Origin of the sequence: Myceligenerans pegani, from assembly GCF_014892515.1 — a bacterium.
Classification (GTDB): Bacteria; Actinomycetota; Actinomycetes; order Actinomycetales; family Cellulomonadaceae; genus Myceligenerans; species Myceligenerans pegani.
Genome location: NZ_JADBGR010000054.1, coordinates 85,120 through 105,035, shown reverse-complemented (window position 1 = coordinate 105,035; position 19,916 = coordinate 85,120). Strand labels below are relative to the sequence as shown.

At 72.1% G+C, this 19,916-nt stretch carries 19 protein-coding genes; 16 read left to right on the top strand and 3 right to left on the bottom strand.

Annotated features, from left to right (window positions below; translation table 11 throughout):
• The first annotated feature begins 30 nt into the window (after nucleotides 1-30).
• The 4 genes from IIE03_RS04595 (at nucleotide 31) to soxR (ending at nucleotide 5,132) form a co-directional block, all read left to right on the top strand.
• The gene (locus IIE03_RS04595; protein ID WP_192861560.1) at nucleotides 31-1,323 is read left to right on the top strand and encodes an alpha-hydroxy-acid oxidizing protein; all 1,293 of its coding nucleotides are present in this window, start codon (nucleotides 31-33) and stop codon (nucleotides 1,321-1,323) included.
• Between the two features lie 85 nt (nucleotides 1,324-1,408).
• Entirely contained in the window at nucleotides 1,409-2,773 is a 1,365-nt protein-coding gene (locus tag IIE03_RS04590) for an MFS transporter (RefSeq protein ID WP_192861559.1), read from the top strand.
• 188 nt (nucleotides 2,774-2,961) lie between these two features.
• A complete protein-coding gene (locus IIE03_RS04585; protein WP_192861558.1) occupies nucleotides 2,962-4,614 on the top strand; it encodes a serine/threonine-protein kinase in 1,653 nt (550 codons plus the stop codon).
• A 5-nt stretch (nucleotides 4,615-4,619) separates the two neighbouring features.
• The gene (gene soxR / locus IIE03_RS04580) at nucleotides 4,620-5,132 is read left to right on the top strand and encodes a redox-sensitive transcriptional activator SoxR (RefSeq protein WP_192861557.1); all 513 of its coding nucleotides are present in this window, start codon (nucleotides 4,620-4,622) and stop codon (nucleotides 5,130-5,132) included.
• 42 nt (nucleotides 5,133-5,174) lie between these two features.
• Here the strand turns inward: soxR and IIE03_RS04575 are convergent, their stop codons facing one another.
• Complete coding sequence (locus IIE03_RS04575; RefSeq protein WP_318842801.1) at nucleotides 5,175-5,672, bottom strand: low molecular weight protein-tyrosine-phosphatase; 498 nt, start codon at nucleotides 5,670-5,672, stop codon at nucleotides 5,175-5,177.
• A gap of 150 nt (nucleotides 5,673-5,822) precedes the next feature.
• Between IIE03_RS04575 and IIE03_RS04570 the strand changes: the two genes are divergently transcribed.
• A complete protein-coding gene (locus IIE03_RS04570) occupies nucleotides 5,823-6,275 on the top strand; it encodes a type II 3-dehydroquinate dehydratase (RefSeq protein WP_192861556.1) in 453 nt (150 codons plus the stop codon).
• A 28-nt stretch (nucleotides 6,276-6,303) separates the two neighbouring features.
• On the opposite strand, the gene IIE03_RS04565 is transcribed toward IIE03_RS04570, so the two are convergent.
• Both IIE03_RS04565 and IIE03_RS04560 read right to left on the bottom strand, forming a co-directional pair.
• Complete coding sequence (locus tag IIE03_RS04565; RefSeq protein ID WP_225997238.1) at nucleotides 6,304-7,218, bottom strand: arylamine N-acetyltransferase family protein; 915 nt, start codon at nucleotides 7,216-7,218, stop codon at nucleotides 6,304-6,306.
• A gap of 55 nt (nucleotides 7,219-7,273) precedes the next feature.
• A complete protein-coding gene (locus tag IIE03_RS04560) occupies nucleotides 7,274-7,732 on the bottom strand; it encodes a Pycsar system effector family protein (protein WP_192861555.1) in 459 nt (152 codons plus the stop codon).
• A gap of 231 nt (nucleotides 7,733-7,963) precedes the next feature.
• Here IIE03_RS04560 and IIE03_RS04555 point away from each other — a divergent pair, with 231 nt between their 5' ends.
• From IIE03_RS04555 to pyrF, 11 genes are all read left to right on the top strand, one after another.
• Nucleotides 7,964-8,551, top strand: coding sequence for a hypothetical protein (locus IIE03_RS04555; RefSeq protein ID WP_318842800.1), 588 nt, complete (start codon nucleotides 7,964-7,966; stop codon nucleotides 8,549-8,551).
• The gene (locus tag IIE03_RS04550; protein ID WP_318842799.1) at nucleotides 8,548-9,051 is read left to right on the top strand and encodes a hypothetical protein; all 504 of its coding nucleotides are present in this window, start codon (nucleotides 8,548-8,550) and stop codon (nucleotides 9,049-9,051) included. Before IIE03_RS04555 ends, IIE03_RS04550 begins: the two co-directional genes overlap by 4 nt.
• Nucleotides 9,052-9,175: 124 nt before the next feature.
• Complete coding sequence (gene efp / locus IIE03_RS04545; protein ID WP_192861553.1) at nucleotides 9,176-9,739, top strand: elongation factor P; 564 nt, start codon at nucleotides 9,176-9,178, stop codon at nucleotides 9,737-9,739.
• Nucleotides 9,739-10,155, top strand: coding sequence for a transcription antitermination factor NusB (nusB, locus tag IIE03_RS04540; RefSeq protein ID WP_192861552.1), 417 nt, complete (start codon nucleotides 9,739-9,741; stop codon nucleotides 10,153-10,155). The genes efp and nusB overlap by 1 nt, the downstream gene beginning before the upstream one ends.
• Before the next feature lie 216 nt (nucleotides 10,156-10,371).
• Nucleotides 10,372-11,028, top strand: coding sequence for a bifunctional pyr operon transcriptional regulator/uracil phosphoribosyltransferase PyrR (pyrR, locus tag IIE03_RS04535; protein WP_192861551.1), 657 nt, complete (start codon nucleotides 10,372-10,374; stop codon nucleotides 11,026-11,028).
• On the top strand, nucleotides 11,025-12,032 hold the full coding sequence (locus IIE03_RS04530) for an aspartate carbamoyltransferase catalytic subunit (protein ID WP_192861550.1): 1,008 nt from the start codon (nucleotides 11,025-11,027) through the stop codon (nucleotides 12,030-12,032). Before pyrR ends, IIE03_RS04530 begins: the two co-directional genes overlap by 4 nt.
• Entirely contained in the window at nucleotides 12,029-13,441 is a 1,413-nt protein-coding gene (locus tag IIE03_RS04525) for a dihydroorotase (protein ID WP_192861549.1), read from the top strand. The genes IIE03_RS04530 and IIE03_RS04525 overlap by 4 nt, the downstream gene beginning before the upstream one ends.
• Nucleotides 13,438-14,154: a PH-like domain-containing protein gene (locus tag IIE03_RS04520; RefSeq protein ID WP_192861548.1), complete on the top strand. Its 717-nt coding sequence runs from the start codon at nucleotides 13,438-13,440 to the stop codon at nucleotides 14,152-14,154. Before IIE03_RS04525 ends, IIE03_RS04520 begins: the two co-directional genes overlap by 4 nt.
• Nucleotides 14,138-15,469, top strand: a complete 1,332-nt coding sequence (carA, locus tag IIE03_RS04515) for a glutamine-hydrolyzing carbamoyl-phosphate synthase small subunit (protein ID WP_192861547.1) — start codon at nucleotides 14,138-14,140, stop codon at nucleotides 15,467-15,469. Before IIE03_RS04520 ends, carA begins: the two co-directional genes overlap by 17 nt.
• Nucleotides 15,469-18,903: a carbamoyl-phosphate synthase large subunit gene (carB, locus tag IIE03_RS04510; RefSeq protein WP_192861546.1), complete on the top strand. Its 3,435-nt coding sequence runs from the start codon at nucleotides 15,469-15,471 to the stop codon at nucleotides 18,901-18,903. Before carA ends, carB begins: the two co-directional genes overlap by 1 nt.
• Before the next feature lie 110 nt (nucleotides 18,904-19,013).
• Nucleotides 19,014-19,868 carry an orotidine-5'-phosphate decarboxylase gene (gene pyrF, locus IIE03_RS04505; protein WP_408632826.1) on the top strand — a complete coding sequence of 285 codons (855 nt, stop codon included), beginning with the start codon at nucleotides 19,014-19,016 and terminating at the stop codon, nucleotides 19,866-19,868.
• Nucleotides 19,869-19,916: the final 48 nt, after the last annotated feature.

Genomic DNA, 19,916 nt, shown 5'->3' with positions numbered 1-19,916 from the left:
GCCGCTCGCCCCAGGCAGGAGCCCGCACCGATGACGACCATCTCCCGGACGGTGCAGTCCGGCATCTACACCGCGGGTGCCTACGGACACCGCCCCGTCGTCCCCACCTCGCCCGACCGCCTGGAGGCGGCCGCCCGGGCCGTCATGACCCGCCGGGCCGCCGCCTACGTCGCCGACGGCGCCGGGGACCAGCGCACGGTCGCCGCCAACCGCGAGGCCTTCACCCGCCACCGGATCCTGCCCCGCCAGCTCACCGGCACGCACGCCCGCGACCTCACCACGACCCTGCTCGGCCGCGACCTGGCGGCACCCCTGCTGTACGCGCCCGTGGGTGCCCTCGAACTCGCCGTGCGGCACAGACGCGGCGCCCGCGGGACACCACGAGGCGCCGAGCCCGAGCTCGCCCGCGCCGCCGCCCGCACCGGGCTGCCCGTCGTCATCTCCTCCCAGGCCTCGGTCCCGATGGAGGACGTCGCCGACGCCCTCGGCGGCACTCCCCGCTGGTTCCAGCTCTACTGGCCCCGGTCCGCCGAGCTCACCCGGTCCCTCGTCCGCCGCGCCGAGGCGATCGGGGCCGACGCCATCGTGCTCACCACCGACACCAGCACCCTCGGCTGGCGGACCCGCGACCTCGACCTCGGCCATCTCCCGTTCGCCCGCGGCGAAGGACTCGCCCAGTACCTCTCGGACCCGGAGTTCCGGAAGCTCTCCGCCGCACGCGCGGCCCGCCCCGCGCCGTCGTCGTCCGTCCCCGGGCCACGGCCCACGCTGCGCGCCCTGTCGACGCTCGCCTCCCTCCGCCGGCACCGCGCCACCCGCGCCCACGTCGACACCTTCCTCGACACCTTCTCCGACCCGACACTCACCTGGGCGGACCTCGCGCGCCTCCGGGAGCTCACCGACCTGCCCGTCCTCGTCAAGGGCGTCCAGACACCCGACGACGCCACCGCCGCCCTCGACCACGGCGCCTCCGGCGTCATCGTGTCGAACCACGGCGGGCGACAGCTCGACAACGCCATCGCCTCCCTCGACGCCCTTCCCGCGATCGCCACCGCCGTCCGTGCCCGCACCACCCCGCACGCACCCGTCCTCTTCGACTCCGGGATCCGCACCGGAGCGGATGCCTTCGTCGCCCTCGCCCTCGGCGCGGACGCCGTCCTGCTCGGCCGCCCCTGGGTCTACGGCCTCGCGCTCGCGGGAGCCGAGGGCGTCCACGCCGTCACCCGGCACGTCCTCGCCGAGCTCGACATCACCATGGCGCTGGCGGGCGCGGCGACGGTGGGGGACATCGGGCGGCACAACCTCGCCGGGCGGGAGGCGTGACGGACGCACCCCGCGCCCGGGCCGGCGCCGTTGTCGGTGACGCGCGCTACCTTTCGTTCATCCGAATCGAGGAGAGTTCCGTCCCATGAGCGAGAACGCCGCCCCCACGACGGGGCTCGACCGGCAGGCCGACGCCGCGATCCCCCGCAAGCGGGTCCTGGCGTGGGCCCTGTGGGACTGGGGCACGCAGCCGCTGAACACCGTGCTGATCACGTTCGTGTTCGCGGCCTCCTACCTGACGAGCGAGCACTTCATCGATCCGGCGGTGGCGGCGCTGGGGCCGGACGACCCGGCCTACGGCCGCGCGCTCGCCGAGCTCGCGGCGAACTACGGCTACGCCGGGTTCATCGCGGGGATCGCCGTTCTCCTGCTGGCACCCGTGATCGGGCAGCGCGCCGATGTCTCGGGGCGGCGCAAGCGGTGGCTCGGGTGGTCCACGCTCGCCCTGGTCCTGCTGCAGTTCGGGCTGTTCTTCGTGTCCGCGGACCCGGCGTACTTCTGGTTCGGCGCGATCCTGATCGGCCTGATGCAGGTCGTGCAGGACATCGCGGGCGTGAACTACAACGCGATGCTGGTGAGCGTCTCGACGCCGCGGACCGTCGGCAAGGTGTCCGGCCTCGGGTGGGGGATGGGTTACGTCGGGGGGATCGTGGCACTCGGTGCCGTGATCGTCGCCGGCGCGTTCAACTTCTGGGGGATGCCCACCGACGACGGTCTCGGCTACCGGGTCATCGCGGTGTTCTGCGCGGTGTGGACCGTGGTCTTCGCACTTCCGCTCTTCCTGGAGGTGCCGGAGACCCCGCCGGCGCAGGACCGGCCCCAGGTCGGGTTCTTCCGGAGCTACGTGATCGTCGCCAAGGACGTCGTCGGGCTCTGGCGCGAGGCGCGTCCGACGTTCTGGTTCCTCGTCGCGTCGGCGATCTACCGGGACGGGCTGACCGGAGTGTTCACCTACGGCGCGATCATCGCCGCGCAGGCGTTCTTCTTCCCCGAGACGTCGGTCCAGGCGTTCGGTCTGGTGGCGCTCTTCGTGGCGGGTGCGGCCGCGTTCGTGGCGGGCTTCGTGGACGACCGGTTCGGGAGCCGCGCCGTGGTCGTCGTGTCGCTCACCGGGATGGTCGTCGCGGGGGTCGTCATCGTCGTGCTGCACCCGCTGGGGCCGGTCGTGTTCTGGGCGGCCGGCCTGTTCCTGTGCCTGTTCGTGGGTCCGGCGCAGGCGTCGTCGAGATCGTTCCTGGCACGCATCACCCCCGCGGGCCGGGAGTCGGAGGTCTTCGGCCTGTACGCCACCACCGGCAGGGCGGCGTCGTTCCTGACGCCGCTGCTCTGGGGGCTCGTGGTGCAGCTCACCGGCGCGATCATCTGGGGGACGCTCGCGGTGCTGTTCGTGGTGCTGGTCGGCCTGGCCATGCTCGCGCTGGTCAGGGAACCGTCCCGCGCGCCGGCCTGAGCGCACCCTCCCCCGTCGAGTTCCCACGTCAAGGCCGTGGTGGATTCGCGCTTGCCAGACCGGCCCCAGTAGCATCGGGCGCGCGACAGGTGGGGCCCGCGTCCCCAGGCCGTCGCGCACGAGCACTGCGGGCCGCCCGCGCGTCGCCGGGAGACCAACCGATGAAACCTGTGAGGGGGAATCACAGCGTGTCGATCGAGGCGAGTCCCGGCGCCCCCGGGTCCGCGGGCGCGGCCGTGCCGCTGCGTCCGGAGGATCCGCGCCACCTCGGACCGTACCGGCTGCTCGGGGTGCTCGGCTCCGGCGGGATGGGGACCGTGTACCTCGGCCGGACGCCGGAGGGCGAGAAGGTCGCGGTCAAGGTGGTCCGCCTCGACCTGACCGGCGAGCAGGAGTTCCGGGAGCGGTTCGCGCGGGAGGTCGACGCCGCGCGCCGGGTGGCGGGGAGTCACACCGCCGGGCTGGTCTACGCCGACCCGCACGCCCGCCAGCCGTGGATGGCCACCTCGTTCGTGCTCGGCCCGTCGCTGCGCGAGGCGATCGGTGAGTCCGGTCCGCTCGACGTCCCGACCCTCCGCGCGCTCGGCCTCGGGCTCGCGGAGGGCCTCACCACGATCCACGGCGCGGGGCTCGTGCACCGGGACCTCAAGCCCGGCAACGTGCTGCTCACCACGGGCGGCCCGCGGATCATCGACTTCGGCATCGCTCGGGCGCTGGAGGCCACCGCGCTCACGTCCGTCAGCCAGGTGCTGGGGACGGCGTCGTACATGTCGCCCGAGCAGGTGCGCGGGCACGAGGCCGGCACGGCGTCCGACGTCTTCTCGTTCGGCTGCCTGCTGGCCTACGCCGCGACGGGCAGCTCGCCGTTCGGCGGCGGCCCGGCGGAGTCCGTCGCGTACCGGGTGGTGCACACCGAGCCGGACCTCGACGGCGTGCCGTCCGAGCTGAAGCTCCTGATCCGCGACTGCCTCGCGAAGGATCCGGCGGCCCGCCCGACGCCGCAGCAGATCGTCGAGCGCATCACCCGGCGCACGGCCCGGCCCGTCACCTGGCAGACCACCCCGGCGATGAACACGATGATCGCCGCGCGGGCCAAGGCGGTCCGGGCCCTGGAGGCCCGCAGCGAAGCGGAGGAGACCGAGGAGCTCAGCCCGTACACGGGCGGGGAACGAATCGATCCGGCCGGCGGCCGGTCGCGCGGGAGAGGGGTCGCCGCGCTCAAGGTCGTCGCGGCGGGTCTCGCCGGTGTCCTGCTGCCCGTGGGTGCGTGGACGCTCTACGACCGCCTCGCGAACCCGCCGAGTGCGGGCGCCGTGGCGCCCGACGGCTGGTACACGATGGAGGGCGAGCATCTCGGCGCCGATCCGCGCCCGGACCAGTTCGTCGAGATCGAGATCACCACCGCGACCCCGGGCGAGCAGGTCCTCGTCGGGTACGCGGCGACGGTGGTGCGCGACGACCCCGGTGTCTCCTCGAGCCCCGCACCGTCCGGGGGCGGTGCGGCCCGCGGCGACACGGTCCAGGTGGGCAACGAGGAGGGCTTCCTCGTCGAGACGCCGTGGCGCGGGCGGATCCCGGTCGACGACAGCGTGCTCGCGGTCGGGGCGACGGGGAGCGGCGCCGAGGGCGAGATCAGCTGCACCATCTCGGTCGGCGCCGAGCAGGTCGTGAGCGCGACGGCGCCGTCGACGTCGTCGTGCGTCACGCCCTTCGAGGGCAGGCACGCGCTCGGGGCGGGCCTGCGCGAGATCGGCGCGTCCTCGGGCCCGTCGGCCGGCGACGCCGCGTCCACCGCCGCTTCGCAAAAAAGTGTGCCAAGCGGCGAATCGAACGAAGGGTGACCGCCGTGGAAGCTCCCGGCTCCGGAGGGCCGCCGCCCTGGGACCACACGGAGCTCACGGTGGGGGAGGTGGCCCGGCGTTCCGGCGTGGCGGTCTCGGCGCTGCACTTCTACGAGCGGCAGGGCCTGATTGCGAGTCGCCGCACCCGGGGCAACCAGCGGCGCTACCGGCGCGACGTGCTGCGTCGGGTGGCATTCATCCGGACCTCGCGCCGGGTGGGGATCCCGCTCACGAGGATCGGCGAGGCCCTCGCGACCCTGCCCGCGGACCGGGCGCCCACCAAGAAGGACTGGGCCCGGCTGTCGCGCGCGTGGCGCGAGGACCTGGACGCCCGGATCGAGCAGATGGAGCGGCTGCGCGACACCCTCACGGACTGCATCGGCTGCGGCTGCCTCTCCCTGCGGACGTGCGCGCTGAACAACCCGCACGACGAGCTCTCCGGCACGGGCACGGGTCCGCGCCGGCTGCTGGTGGACGGCGTCGAGGACGACGACGGCTCGGGTGGTCTGCCTGCCTGAGGCGCGGGCGGCTCCGGCGGTGCGTGGCGCGGGAGCGGACGGTCATCCCGTGCGGCCGGCGCGCACCAGCCCGGCCTGCACGTGCGCGACGACGCCGTCGGCGCCCGCCTCGATCTGGTCGAGGCAGTCCTCGAACTCGGCCGGGCCGCCGAACCAGGGGTCGGCGATGTCGAGCCGATGGCCCGCGAGCCCGGCCGCCGCGGGGTCGAAGGCGCGGTAGAGGCGCACGTCGGCACGGGGGTCGAGGACCTCCAGGCGGCGGGCGTGGTGGTGCGTCATGGCGAGGATCAGGTCGCGGGAGCCGACGTCGGCCCTCGTGACCTGGCGCGCGACGTGCCCGTCCCCTCGTGCGTAACCCCGCCCGGCGAGCGCGGCGGCGGCGCGGGGGTCGATCGGGTTGCCGTGCTCCTCGTCGCTCACCCCGGTCGAGTCGACGACGACGTCGAGCCCGGCCGCCTCGAACCTGTCCCGCAGCACGATCTCGGCCATGGGTGAGCGGCAGATGTTCCCGGTGCAGACGGTCATCACGCGGTAGGTCACGGGGATATTGTGGCGGACGCCGCGGATCGTTCGGCGGCGCGTCCAGCGCGACACGGTTCCCGGGCACCGAGAGTGCGCCGAGAATTAAAAGTGTGCCAAGCAATGGATCCACGACCCGCCGAACTCCGGAGGTCACCTACCCTCGTCTCCATGACACGGGTGCTCGTCCTCAACGGACCCAACCTCGGCCGGCTCGGTGTGCGGGAGCCGGAGATCTACGGCCATGCCACGCCGGCGGACCTCGAGAAGGCCGCGGGGGAGTGGGGCGGTGACCTGGGCCTCGACGTGGAGGTCCGGCAGACCGACGACGAGGCGACACTCCTGGGCTGGCTGCACGAGGCGGTGGACACGCGGGCTCACGTCGTGCTCAACCCGGCGGCGTTCACGCACTACAGCTACGGCATGCGGGACGCCGCGGCGCAGGTCACCGGTACCGGCCTCACGCTGGTGGAGGTGCACCTGTCCAATCCGGCGGCCCGCGAGTCATTCCGTCACCTCTCGGTGGTCGCGGGAGTGGCCACGGGCACGATCGCCGGATTCGGTTTCGAGGGATACCGGCTGGCGCTGGAGGCGGTGGCGTCGCGGGTCGACCGGGGCGAGTGAGGCGCGTGGGCCGGCTGGGGCCGGCCCGTCACCCTGCCGTCGTGGGCCGGCCGGCGGGCCGCTGCGAGACCGTGCGGTGCTCGGCGGCCCAGGCGAGCAGGCGTTCGGTCTCCTCCGCGGACAGGTGCGGGTCGAGGATGCCGAGCCACTCACGGAGCTCGCCTGGGCTGACGTCCTGGTGCTCCGTCGGTGCGCCGGGGCGCCGGATCGTCACGCCGTCGGAGGTGAGCGTCACGTGCCGGTCCGGCAGGCGCCGCGCGACGATCAGACTCGTGGTGAAGTGCGATCCGGGCGAGGTGCTCGTGACGTGGTGGCCGTCCGCGACGTCCGCCGGGTGCACGGGGATCTCGTCGGTGGTGTGCTGCACCTCCCAGCCCTGCCCGCGCAGCCGCTGGAGCTGCCAGGCGGCGACGTCGCCCTCGTGGGTGCGCACGACCCGGAACCGTTCGCCGTCCTGCTCCTCCTCGTGCCCGTCGATCAGCGGTACGGGCCGCACGATGCTCATCCCGAAGCCCGGGTCGCACAGCAGCCGCTCACCGTCCAGCACGACCTCGACGACGAGGTGGGTCCGCGTGCCCACCGGCCCGCCGGCCGGGTCCCCGACGCGCGCGAGCCGCCGGATCACCCGGTATCCGAGCTGTTCGAGCGCCGCGGACAGCAGCGTCGAGTGCTCGAAGCAGTACCCGCCCCGCCCGCGCCCGACGAACTTCTCCTGCACGGCGTCGAGGTCGACACCGGGGTGCTGCCGGAGGAGCACGTCGGCGTTGTCGAACGTGAAGGTCCGCACGTGCCGTTCGTGGATCTCGTCGAGCGCGGCCCGGCCGGGGGGCCGCGCCGGGATCCCCAGTCGTGCCAGGTAGCCGTCGACGTCAAGTCGATCGGAGCGCCAGGCGCCGGCGTCGGTCATGCTGCGGTTCACGGGCTTCGGAGCGGGTTCGGTCATCATGCCCACCATCGCACTACCTCAACCCGACTCGAGGTCAAGGGTTTGCTGCGGATCAGCCCAGGAGCACGGCGACGGCGGCGAGAGCGCCGGCCACGGCAGCCGCGGCCATCGAGCGCCTCACGTGGAGGTACTTGCGCGCGACGACATGAGAGAGTCGCCAGAGCTGATGGCGGGTGCGCTGGCGGAGAGAGATCTTCGATCTGTCGAGCGCGGCCTCGAGCTCTGGCAGGGAGTCGAACGCGGCGACGTGACCCCAGTACCTGATCCCGTCCGCCACGTCTGCTCGTCGGTAGCGGGGCCAGAGCGCGGAGCCCGCGAAGTAGGCGGCGAGGGCCCCGAGGCCCATGCCGCCCCACCACACGTACTGCGCCCAGGGCTGCAGGCCTGAGGGCTGCCAGGCTCCTTCGACCACGCCCGAGAGGACGATGCCCGAGCCGATCCCGAGCACGGCGAGGATCACGGATGCCTTCTGATCGGCGGAGAGGACCTCTTCGCGTGCTTCTTGCAGCATGACGATCTCGGGTTCGACCGGCGTGTTGCACGCATCGTGGGGCGTGATGTTGCCGGTATGCCTCGGTCCGACGCGGCGGCGCATTCTTTTGCCAGGTAGCAAATCTAGTCTCCAGGCTTGATTGCTTGATCTCCAGGCTCTGGCGTGTATCCGCAACAGTACAGGTGAGATACTGGACTCGTGTACGTCCTGACAGTCGATCAGCGGGGGAGCACGCGACACGGTGATCGCGTGCCTCAGGTGCTGGCGCTCATCGGCGAGGTCACGCGAGGGCGCGACGGGGTCGTGCGGGTGTTCGGGCGAACCGTCGGCGACGAGATCCAAGGCGTCCTGGACGATGCCGCCTTGGTCGTCGACGTCGTGCTCGAACTGCTTCGGGACGAGGGCTGGAGTGTGGGGCTGGGAGTGGGGGCGGTCGATGAACCGCTCCCGGCCGAGTCGCGCGAAGCTTCCGGTGACGCGTTCGTGCGTGCTCGGGCTGCTGTGGAACGGGCAAAGACCCGGCCGAAGGGGAGTTCGGTCGCCGTCGAGGGTGGCACGGCCCGCGCCGAGGAGGTCGAGGCGTTGTTACGGCTTCTGGGCGCGATCCGCTCGAAGAGGACTTCCGCGGGCTGGGAGATCACCGATACGCTCGCGTCGCTCCTGGCCGAGGGCCGGTCCGCGGCGCAGAAGGATGCTGCGGCGGCGCTCGGTATCAGTGAGCAAGCGGTGAGTCAGCGGGTACGCACCGCGCTGTGGCATGAGGAGCAGGCTGTGCTGCCGGTCGTGGTACGACTCCTGGCGGCGCTTGACGACGGTACGACGGAAGGAGCCGGGTGAGCTGGGACACGGCGACCGGTATGGCGCTCTGGCAGTGGTTCGCGGTGGCCGGGATCTGGCTGGTGGTCCTCGTTCTGAGCGCCGTGGTGGGATCGTGGGTGGTGACGTGGGTGCTGCGGCAGGCGTCGAAGGGCGATCTGCCCTGGTCGAAGCACGACGCGATCGTCGTCGCCCAGCAGATCCCCTCTGCGGACCGCGAGGGCGTGCCGAAGCCCGATGCCGGAACGATGGATCCGTCCGCAATCAGAGCGCTGCGCGGCGGCGCCTGGATGGGGCTTCTCGAACGGCTCGCGATCACCGGCACGTTGCTCCTGGGGTATCCGTCGGGCATTGCGCTGGTCATCGCGATCAAAGGGCTGGGGCGTTACGCGGAACTGCGCGCGCAGCCGCTCGCGTCGGAGCGATTCGTGATCGGCACTCTCGCTTCGCTCGTGTGGGCCTCCGCGTGCGGGTTCATCGGGACGGGCACGATCACACTCGTGCTCGGACCGCTCGCCTGAACCGGTATCCGGTCCGCGCGGACGCCCGCTCGATCCCGTTAGACTGAGGCGCTACTCCCGAACTCATCGGTCGCGACGTCGTGTCGTCGTGTCCGGACCGCATCCGAACTACAGGAAGACGAACGTGGCAACCTCGAACGACATCAAGAACGGCACCGTGCTCCGCATCGACGGTCAGCTCTGGACGATCCTCGAGTTCCAGCACGTCAAGCCGGGCAAGGGTGGCGCGTTCGTCCGCACCAAGATGAAGAACGTGCTGTCCGGCAAGGTTGTCGACAAGACGTTCAACGCGGGCGTCAAGGTGGAGACGGCGAACGTGGACCGTCGCGACTACCAGTTCCTGTACATGGACGGCACGGACTACGTGTTCATGGACAACGACACGTTCGACCAGATCACGATCAGCCCGGAGACGGTGGGTGACGCGAAGGACTTCATGCTCGAGGGCATGCAGGTCATGGTCGCCACCAACGACGGGCAGCCGCTGTACATCGAGCTGCCGCAGGCCGTCACGATGGAGATCACCTACACGGAGCCGGGCCTGCAGGGCGACCGTTCCACGGGTGGGACGAAGCCGGCCACGCTGGAGACCGGCGCCGAGATCCAGGTCCCGCTGTTCCTGGAGCAGGGCACGAAGGTCAAGGTCGACACCCGCACGCGCGACTACCTGGGACGCGTCAACGACTGATGGGCGCCCGGACCAAGGCGCGCAAGCGCGCCGCCGACATCCTCTTCGAGGCCGAGCAACGGGACATCGATCCCGCGAAGCTGCTGGCGGATCGTGTCGAGACCCCGTACACCGAGGCTCCCGTGCCGCAGTACACGGTCGAGATCGTCGAGGGGGTGCTGGCGCGGCTGGACCGCATCGACGAGGCGCTGGAGACGTACTCGCACGGCTGGACGCTGCAGCGCATGCCGGCCGTCGACCGGGCGCTGCTGCGCATCGGCACGTGGGAGCTGCTGTTCAACGACGACGTGCCGGACGCCGTGGCCGTGGACGAGGCCGTCGAGCTGGCGGCGGGACTGTCGACGGACGAGTCGCCGGCCTTCGTGAACGGCCTGCTGGGCCGGATCAAGGACATGAAGCCCAGCCTGCTCGCCTGAACCGGAAGCCTGAACCCGAAGCCTGGCCGGATCCCGAACGTTCCCGGCCATCGTCGGCGCGTGAGCCGGCGCGCAGCCCGGAGAGACGACGAGTGTGAGGAACGCCGCTCGCCGCATCGCGGCGAGCGGCGTTCTCGTGTCCGTGTGGCGGGTTATGGTGGCGGGGTCAGACTCCCTTTAAGCCCGTCCAGTGAGGCGGAAAAGGAGGCCAGGAGGATGAGTCCTAGCATCGCTCTGCCCGGAAACGGGCCGGGTGAGAGCCCCCGGGGAACCACGGTTCTCGAAGCCCCCGACATCGCCCGCGCACTGACGCGCATCGCGCACGAGATCACCGAGCGCAACAAGGGGGCGGCCGACGTCGTCCTCCTCGGTATCCCGACGCGCGGCGTCCCGCTGGCCCGCCGCCTCGCCGGTCGCCTCGCCGAGATCGAGCCGACGTACGACACCGGAGCCGTGGGCGAGCTCGACGTCACGATGTACCGCGACGACCTGCGCCGCCACCCCACACGGGCCGTGGGGGCGACGCGCATCCCGGGCAGCGTCGACGGCCGCACGGTGGTGCTGGTCGACGACGTGCTGTTCTCCGGCCGTACCATCCGTGCCGCCCTCGACGCCCTGAACGACGTCGGCCGGCCGCGTGCCGTGCAGCTCGCCGCCCTCGTGGACCGCGGGCACCGCGAGCTGCCGATCCGGGCCGACTACGTGGGCAAGAACCTGCCCACCTCCCGCTCGGAGCGCATCAGCGTGCACCTGACGGAGACGGACGGCGAGGACTCCGTCACGATCAGCGAGTACGTCGCCGGCGCGGGCTCCGCCGATGGCGGGGATGTGGCGGGACGGCCGCCGGCCGGTGGCGAGGAGGGTGCGCGATGAGGCATCTCCTGTCGACCGCCGATCTCGCGAAGGACGACGCGATCCTTCTCCTGGACACGGCCGCGCAGATGGCGGCCACCCAGGCGCGTGAGATGAAGAAGCTTCCCACGTTGCGCGGCCGTACCGTGGTGAATCTCTTCTACGAGGACTCGACGCGGACGCGGATCTCGTTCGAGACGGCGGCGAAGCGCCTGTCCGCGGACGTGATCAACTTCTCGGCCAAGGGGTCGAGCGTGTCCAAGGGGGAGTCCCTCAAGGACACGGCGCTCACGCTGCACGCGATGGGGGCCGACGCCGTGGTCGTGCGGCATCAGGCGTCCGGTGCGCCGCACATGCTGGCGCACGCCGGGTGGCTGGACGCGGCGGTGCTGAACGCCGGTGACGGTATGCACCAGCATCCCACGCAGGCGCTGCTGGACGCCTTCACGATCCGGCGGCACCTGGTCGGCGGTGGGTCCGACGCGGGTACCGAGGGGACCGATCTGGCCGGTCTGCGGGTCGCGATCGTGGGTGACGTGCTGCACTCGCGTGTGGCGCGGTCGAACGTGCGTCTGTTGCACACGCTCGGGGCCCGGGTGACGCTGGTGGCGCCGCCGACGCTGCTGCCGGTCGGGGTGGAGACGTGGCCGTGCGAGGTGTCGTACCACCTCGATGAGACGATCGAGCGGGCGAAGCCGGACGCGGTGATGATGCTTCGTGTGCAGCGGGAGCGGATGAGTGGCGGCGCCGGTGGCGCGTTCTTCCCGAGCGCGCAGGAGTACAGCCGCAAGTTCGGTCTCGGTTCGCGGCGCCTCGCGCGGCTTCCCGGTCATGCGATCGTCATGCATCCGGGGCCCATGAACCGTGGCCTGGAGATCAGTGCCGACGCGGCCGATCATGCGCGGTCGGTGATCGTGGAGCAGGTCGCGAACGGTATCGCCGTGCGCATGGCGGCCCTGTACCTGCTGCTGGCGGGCAACGACGCCGGCGCGGGTTCCGTGCCCAATGAAAGGACGAGCTTGTGACCACCACGTACATCCTGCGCGGGGTGCGCCCGCTCGGCGGCGAGCCGGCCGACGTCGTGCTGTCGGGCGAGCGGATCACGCATGTCGGTGCGCCCGGGACGGGAGGGGCGGCCGCGGGCGGGGGCGCGGCCAGTGCGCCGTCGTCGGGCACGGGCCCTGACAGGGGCGCGGACGCCGGTGCCGGCGTCGTGGAGATCGACGGCGGGGATCGTCTCGTGCTGCTGCCGGGCCTCGTGGACCTGCACACGCACCTGCGCGAGCCGGGGCGCGAGGACGCCGAGACCGTGTGGTCCGGCACGCGGGCGGCTGCGGCGGGCGGCTTCACCGCCGTGCATGCCATGGCGAACACGACTCCGACCCAGGACACGGCGGGCGTCGTCGAGCAGGTGTGGCGTCTGGGGAAGGACGCCGGCTGGGTCGACGTGCGGCCCGTGGGTGCGGTCACGGTCGGGCTCGGCGGCGAGCGGCTCGCGGAGCTGGGCGCGATGGCGGACTCGGCGGCGGGGGTGCGGGTGTTCTCGGACGACGGTAAGTGCGTGCACGATCCGGTGCTGATGCGGCGTGCGCTGGAGTACGTCAAGGCGTTCGACGGCGTGGTGGCGCAGCATGCGCAGGAGCCCAGGCTGACCGAGGGCGCGCAGATGAACGAGGGCGTGGTGTCCGCGGAGATCGGGCTGGCGGGGTGGCCGGCCGTGGCGGAGGAGTCGATCATCGCGCGGGACGTGCTGCTGGCGGAGCACGTGGGCTCGCGGTTGCACGTGTGTCATCTGTCGACGGCGCGCAGCGTGGAGATCGTGCGGTGGGCGAAGTCGCGGGGGGTGGACGTGACGGCGGAGGTGACGCCGCATCATCTGCTGCTGACCGACGAGCGGGCGCGGTCGTACGACGCGCGGTTCAAGGTGAATCCGCCGTTGCGGACCCGAGAAGACGTGGAGGCGGTCCGTGAAGGACTGGCGGACGGCACGATCGACGTCGTGGCGACGGATCACGCCCCGCATCCGGTCGAGGACAAGGACTGCGAGTGGGCCGCGGCGGCCTTCGGGATGACGGGCCTGGAGACGGCGTTGTCGGTGGTCCAGCAGGTGATGGTGGACACGGGCCGGATGACGTGGGCGGACGTGGCGCGGGTCCTGTCGGCAGCGCCGGCGCGGATCGGGCGGATCGACGCGGGCCCGGGCGCGCACGGTCGCCCGGTGGCGGTCGGTGAGCCGGCGAACGTGACGCTCGTGGATCCGGCGGCCTCGCGCACGGTGCGGGGTACAGAGCAGGTGACGGCGAGCGGGAACACGCCGCTGGAGGGGATGGAGCTGCCGGGCACGGTGGTGGCGACGTTCCTGCGGGGGCGGGCGACGGTGCTCGACGGGGTGCCGGTGGACGGCGCGATCGCGACCGAGGGGGTGCCGGCATGAACCTTCCGATGCCGGTGGCCGTGGCGATCTGGGTCGTGATCGGTCTCGCGCTGCTGTACCTGGTGCTGACGGGCCGCAGGCGGCTGGCGTCGCGCACGAGCGCGGTGGTCCCGGCGCCCCCGGAGGTCCCCGCGGAGGTCGCGGCGGCGTTCGGGGGTGCGCTGGCCACGGGGCCGGAGCCGGTGTTCGGTCCGGTCGAGGCGACGTACGTCTCGAGCACGCTGCACGGGGACTGGCTGGCGCGCGTGGGTGCGCATCAGCTCGGCGACCGGGCGCTGGCGCGCGTGAGTGTGCTGGACTCGGGCGTGTTCGTGGAGCGCGACGGTACGCGGGACCTGTGGATCCCGGTCGGCACGATCCGGTCGGCGCAGCTCGCGCCGGGTATGGCGGGCAAGTACGTCGGTGCCGACGGGCTCGTCGTGGTGTCGTGGGCGGTGTCCGACGACGGCGCGGGCGGGCCCGGCTCGCCGGGCGAGGGCCCCGTCCTGCTCGACACCGGACTGCGTACCCGGCACGCCACGGACCGCGGCCGGCTCGTGGACGCGATCCGGCACCTGATCGCGGCCGACCGCACCGGCACCGCGGCGCGCGACGACACCCGGCGACAGTCCCGACAGCAGTACTCCGAGCAGGAGTACACACAGCAGCAGAACGTTCAGCACGACCAGGCACCCAGCACCACCGGGGGAACACTCGATGACGACGACAACTGACCTTGCGGCTCCGACGGCTCCGGCAGCGGAGCTCACGCGTGCCGCGCTCGTCCTGGAGGACGGCAGCACCTTCACGGGACGCGCCTACGGCGCGACCGGTTCCACGTTCGGCGAGCTCGTGTTCTCCACCGGGATGACCGGCTACCAGGAGACGCTCACCGACCCGTCGTACCACCGGCAGATCGTCGTGATGACGGCGCCGCACGTGGGCAACACCGGCGTGAACGACGACGACCCGGAATCCGCCCGCATCTGGGTGTCCGGGTACGTGGTCCGCGACCCCGCACGACGGGTGTCGAACTGGCGCGCGCGCCGGTCCCTGGACGAGGAACTGGCGGCCCAGGGTGTCGTCGGCGTGAGCGGCCTGGACACGCGGGCACTGACCCGGCGGCTGCGCGAGGAGGGCGTGATGCGGGCCGGGATCTTCTCCGGTGACGCCCTGTTCGAGACCGGGCCCGGAGGGCGGACCCGCGAGCGCCCCGTGTCGGACCTGGTGGCGGAGGTGCGGGCGTCGCCGCAGATGGCGGGGGCGAATCTGGCGCCGGAGGTGTCCACGCGGGAGGTGTACGTGGTGGAGCCGTCGGGGGAGTTCGCGGGGAGGGCTCCGGTGGCGACGGTGGTCGCGGTGGATCTGGGGATCAAGGCGATGACGCCGCGGCGGCTGGCGGAGCGTGGGGTGCGTGTGGTGGTGGTGCCGCAGAGTTCGTCGGTCGAGGATGTGCTGGCGGTGTTCGAAGGGTTGCCGGAGGGGGCGGCGCGGGGTGTGTTCTTCTCGAACGGTCCGGGGGATCCGGATGCGGCGGAGCACGAGGTGGGGTTGTTGCGTGCGGTGCTGGATCGGGGGATTCCGTTCTTCGGGATCTGTTTCGGGAATCAGATCCTGGGGCGGGCGCTGGGGTACGGGACGTTCAAGCTGGGGTACGGGCATCGGGGGATCAATCAGCCGGTGCTGGATCGGACGACGGGGAAGGTGGAGGTGACGGCGCACAATCATGGGTTCGCGGTGGATGCGCCGGTGTCGGACGGGTCGGGTGGGGCGGCGGTGTCGACGGCTCCGCACGAGGGGGGCCGGTACGGCCGTGTGGTGGTGTCTCATGTGGGGTTGAACGATCAGGTGGTGGAGGGGTTGACGTGTCTGGATCTGCCGGCGTTCTCGGTGCAGTACCACCCGGAGGCGGCGGCCGGGCCGCATGATGCGGCGTACTTGTTCGATCGGTTCGTCGGGTTGATGACGGAGCCGGGGGTGTGGCCGCCGCGGCTGGCGGCGTCCGGTGGGTCCGTGCCGGCCGGCCACGAGATTGAGGAGGAGCACTGATGCCTCGTCGGAACGATATTTCCTCGGTTCTGGTGATCGGGTCGGGTCCGATCGTGATCGGGCAGGCGTGCGAGTTCGACTACTCGGGGACGCAGGCGTGCCGGGTGCTGAAGGAGGAGGGCCTGCGGGTCGTCCTGGTGAACTCGAACCCGGCCACGATCATGACGGATCCGGAGTTCGCGGATGCGACGTACGTGGAGCCGATCACGACGGAGGTGCTGACGTCGATCATCGCGAAGGAGCGGCCGGATGCGCTGCTGCCGACGCTGGGTGGTCAGACGGCGCTGAACGCGGCGATCGCGTTGCACGAGGCCGGGGTGCTAGCGGAGTACGGCGTGGAGCTGATCGGCGCGAACATTCCCGCGATCCAGAAGGGTGAGGATCGTGAGCAGTTCAAGCGGGTCGTGGAGCGGTGCGGGGGTGAGTCGGCGCGCAGCGAGATCGTGCACTCCGTCGAGGAGGCGCTGGAGGCGGCCGGCACGCTCGGGTACCCGATGGTGGTGCGTCCTTCGTTCACGATGGGTGGCCTGGGGTCCGGGCTGGCGTACGACGAGGAGGACCTGCGTCGGATCGTGGGGCAGGGGCTGCACTACTCGCCGACCACGGAGGTGCTCCTGGAGGAGTCGATCCTCGGGTGGAAGGAGTACGAGCTGGAGCTGATGCGGGACAAGGACGACAACGTCGTGGTGGTCTGCTCGATCGAGAACGTGGACGCCGTGGGTGTGCACACGGGTGACTCGGTGACGGTGGCCCCGGCGATGACGCTCACGGACCGGGAGTACCAGAAGCTGCGGGACATCGGTATCGCGGTGATCCGTGAGGTGGGTGTGGACACGGGTGGCTGCAACATCCAGTACGCCGTGGACCCGGCCACGGGGCGGGTGATCGTGATCGAGATGAATCCGCGTGTGTCGCGGTCGAGTGCGCTGGCGTCGAAGGCGACGGGGTTCCCGATCGCGAAGATCGCGGCGAAGCTGGCGGTGGGGTACACGCTGGACGAGATCCCGAACGACATCACGCGGGTGACGCCGGCGTCGTTCGAGCCGACGCTGGACTACGTGGTGGTGAAGGTGCCGCGGTTCGCGTTCGAGAAGTTCCCGGCCGCCGACGACACGCTGACCACGACCATGAAGTCGGTGGGCGAGGCGATGGCGCTGGGCCGGAACTTCACCGAGGCGCTGGGCAAGGCGCTGCGGTCGATCGACAAGGGCGGGGTGACGTTCCACTGGGACGGTGCCGCGCCGTCGGGCGAGCGGCTGGAGGAGCTGCTGCGGGAGATCGAGCGGCCCACCGAGTCGCGGCTCGTGCAGGTGCAGCAGGTGTTGCGCGCGGCGGCCGAGCCGGGCGGGACGGCGGCGGGTGACCTGATCGACCGGGTGCACGCGGCCAGCGGGATCGACCCGTGGTTCCTGGACCAGATCCTGCTGATCAACGAGCAGGCCGCCGTCGTGGCCGCGAGCGCCACGCTCACGGCCGACGTCGTGCGGGAGGCGAAGCGGCACGGTTTGTCGGACGCGCAGATCGCGCGGTTGCGGGACATGGGTCCGGCCGGTGAGGTGACGGTGCGGGAGGTGCGGCACGCGCTGGGGGTGCGGCCGGTGTACAAGACGGTGGACACGTGCGCGGCGGAGTTCGCGGCGGCGACGCCGTATCACTACTCGTCCTACGACCAGGAGTCGGAGGTGGCGCCGCGGGAGCGGGAGGCGGTGATCATCCTGGGGTCGGGGCCGAACCGGATCGGGCAGGGGATCGAGTTCGACTACTCGTGCGTGCACGCGACCCTGGCGTTGGCGGAGGCCGGGTACGAGACGGTGATGGTGAACTGCAACCCGGAGACGGTGTCGACGGACTACGACACGTCGGACCGGTTGTACTTCGAGCCGTTGACGTTCGAGGACGTGCTGGAGGTGTACCTGGCGGAGGTGGCGGCCGGGCCGGTCAAGGGGATCATCGTGCAGTTGGGCGGGCAGACGCCGCTGGGGCTGGCGCAGCGGCTGGCGGATGCGGGTCTGCCGATCCTGGGGACGAGTCCGGAGTCGATCGACGCGGCCGAGGACCGTGGCGTGTTCGGTCAGGTGCTGCAGGATGCGGGTCTGCCGGCTCCGGCGTTCGGTACGGCGCGCACGCTGGGGCAGGCTCGGGAGGTGGCCGGTCGGATCGGGTTCCCGGTGCTGGTGCGGCCGTCGTACGTGCTGGGCGGGCGTGGCATGGAGATCGTGTACTCGGGTGAGCAGTTGACGGAGTACGTGGAGCGGGCGCTGTCGGAGGCGGTGTCGGTGGGGGCGCCGGGCACGTTGCCGGCGCCGCTGCTGATCGACCGGTTCCTGGACGACGCGATGGAGATCGACGTCGATGCGCTGTACGACGGGGAGGAGTTGTTCCTCGGCGGGGTGATGGAGCACATCGAGGAGGCGGGGATCCATTCGGGGGACTCGGCGTGCGTGCTGCCGCCGGTGTCGCTGTCGGAGGCGGAGATCGAGCGGATCCGGCGTTCGACCGAGGCCATCGCGCGGGGTGTGGGGGTGCGCGGGCTGCTGAACGTGCAGTACGCGCTGGTGTCGGACGTGTTGTACGTGCTGGAGGCGAACCCGCGCGCGTCGCGTACGGTGCCGTTCGTGTCCAAGGCGACCGGGACGCCGCTGGCGAAGGCGGCGGCGCGGGTGATGGTGGGGGAGAGCATCGCGGCGCTGCGCGCGTCCGGGCTGCTGCCCGCGGAGGGTGATGGTGGCACGCTGGACCTGGACGCGCCGCTGGCGGTGAAGGAGGCCGTGCTGCCGTTCAAGCGGTTCCGTACCCGTGCGGGGATCGTGGTGGACACGGTGCTCGGGCCGGAGATGCGGTCCACGGGTGAGGTGATGGGGTTCGACAAGGACTTCCCGCGCGCGTTCGCGAAGTCGCAGGCGGCCGCTTTCGGCGGGCTGCCGACGTCGGGCACGGTGTTCGTGTCGGTGGCCGACCGGGACAAGCGGCATGTCGTGTTCCCGGTGAAGAAGCTGGCGGAGATCGGGTTCACGGTGCTGGCGACGTCGGGCACGGCCACGGTGCTGCGCCGCAACGGTATCGAGGCGCAGGTGGTGCGCAAGTACTCCGCGGGCAAGGGGCCGCAGGGCGAGCCGACGATCGTCGACCTCATCCTGGACGGGCAGGTCGACCTGGTGGTCAATTCCCCGTCCGGGCAGGGTGCCCGCGCCGACGGCTACGAGATCCGCGCGGCCACCACGGCGACCGACCGGCCGATCGTCACCACCGTGGATCAGCTCGCCGCGGCGGTGCAGGGCATCGAGGCGGTCCGTGGCGGCCCGTTCGCCGTGGCCAGTCTGCAGGAGCACACCGCCGCGACGCTCGCGCGGCGGGCGGCTGCCGGCACGGGCGAGCCGGACGGGGACGGTTCCGGTGAGGCCGGACGCCGGCCGGAGCGGGAGGTGCTCGTATGAGCGCGGCCCCGCCCGCGCCGTCGTCGTCGGCCGGGACCGCTTCGAGCGTACCGGCCGATCGGGACGGGGCGACGACGGCGGCGCCGTTCGGCGCGCGGCTGGCCGCGGCGATGGACGACCACGGGCCGTTGTGCGCCGGGATCGACCCGCACGCCACGCTGCTGGCCTCCTGGGGGCTGGCGGACACGGCCGCCGGGGTGCGGGAGTTCTCGCTGCGGGTCGTGGAGGCGCTTGCCGGGCACGTGGCCGCGTTCAAGCCGCAGGCCGCGTTCTACGAGCGGCACGGGTCGGCCGGGCTGGCGGCGCTGGAGGAGACCCTCGCGGCCGCCCGTGCGGCCGGCACGCTCACGATCGTGGACGCCAAGCGCGGCGACATCGGCTCGACCATGGCCGCCTACGCCGACGCGTTCCTGCGCGACGGCTCGCCGCTGGCCGGTGACGCGCTGACCGTCTCGCCCTACCTCGGGTTCGGGTCCCTGGACCCCGCCGTCGACCTGGCCGCCGCCACCGGCCGCGGCCTGTTCGTGCTGTGCCTCACCTCCAACCCGCAGGGCCGGGAGGTCCAGCACGCGCGCACGAGTGCCGCGCCCGGCCACGGCGCCGAACCGGCACCCGCGACGACGGTCGCCCCGACGGTGGCCGCGGCCGTGGCGGCCCACGCCGCCGCGCGCAACGCCGGCGTCACGCCGATGGGCTCGGTGGGCCTGGTCGTCGGCGCCACGATCGGTGACGCCGCCGCGGCCACCGGCACCGACCTGGCCGCCGTGAACGGGCCGCTGCTCGCCCCCGGCGTCGGCGCCCAGGGCGCGGGGGAGAAAGAACTCGCCACGACCTTCGGCGACGCGCGCCACCGGGTCCTCGCGTCCTCCTCCCGCGGGATCCTGCGCGCCGGACCCGCACCCGAGGCCCTGCGCACGGCCGCCCGCCGGGCCGCCGAGACCGCCACCCGCGCACTGCGCGGCTGACCGGCACCACCCCGGCACCGCCGGGGGCCGGCGGGCAGCGAACCGCCG

Bases quoted from the DNA above. Each gene is read 5' to 3' on its own strand.
- IIE03_RS04595 (WP_192861560.1), top strand. From the start codon at position 31: ATGACGACCATCTCCCGGACGGTGCAGTCCGGCATCTACACCGCGGGT.
- IIE03_RS04590 (WP_192861559.1), top strand. From the start codon at position 1,409: ATGAGCGAGAACGCCGCCCCCACGACGGGGCTCGACCGGCAGGCCGAC.
- IIE03_RS04570 (WP_192861556.1), top strand. From the start codon at position 5,823: ATGACACGGGTGCTCGTCCTCAACGGACCCAACCTCGGCCGGCTCGGT.
- IIE03_RS04565 (WP_225997238.1), bottom strand. From the start codon at position 7,218: ATGACCGAACCCGCTCCGAAGCCCGTGAACCGCAGCATGACCGACGCC.
- IIE03_RS04560 (WP_192861555.1), bottom strand. From the start codon at position 7,732: ATGCTGCAAGAAGCACGCGAAGAGGTCCTCTCCGCCGATCAGAAGGCA.
- nusB (WP_192861552.1), top strand. From the start codon at position 9,739: ATGGGCGCCCGGACCAAGGCGCGCAAGCGCGCCGCCGACATCCTCTTC.
- pyrR (WP_192861551.1), top strand. From the start codon at position 10,372: ATGAGTCCTAGCATCGCTCTGCCCGGAAACGGGCCGGGTGAGAGCCCC.
- IIE03_RS04530 (WP_192861550.1), top strand. From the start codon at position 11,025: ATGAGGCATCTCCTGTCGACCGCCGATCTCGCGAAGGACGACGCGATC.
- IIE03_RS04520 (WP_192861548.1), top strand. From the start codon at position 13,438: ATGAACCTTCCGATGCCGGTGGCCGTGGCGATCTGGGTCGTGATCGGT.
- carA (WP_192861547.1), top strand. From the start codon at position 14,138: ATGACGACGACAACTGACCTTGCGGCTCCGACGGCTCCGGCAGCGGAG.
- carB (WP_192861546.1), top strand. From the start codon at position 15,469: ATGCCTCGTCGGAACGATATTTCCTCGGTTCTGGTGATCGGGTCGGGT.
- pyrF (WP_408632826.1), top strand. From the start codon at position 19,014: ATGGACGACCACGGGCCGTTGTGCGCCGGGATCGACCCGCACGCCACG.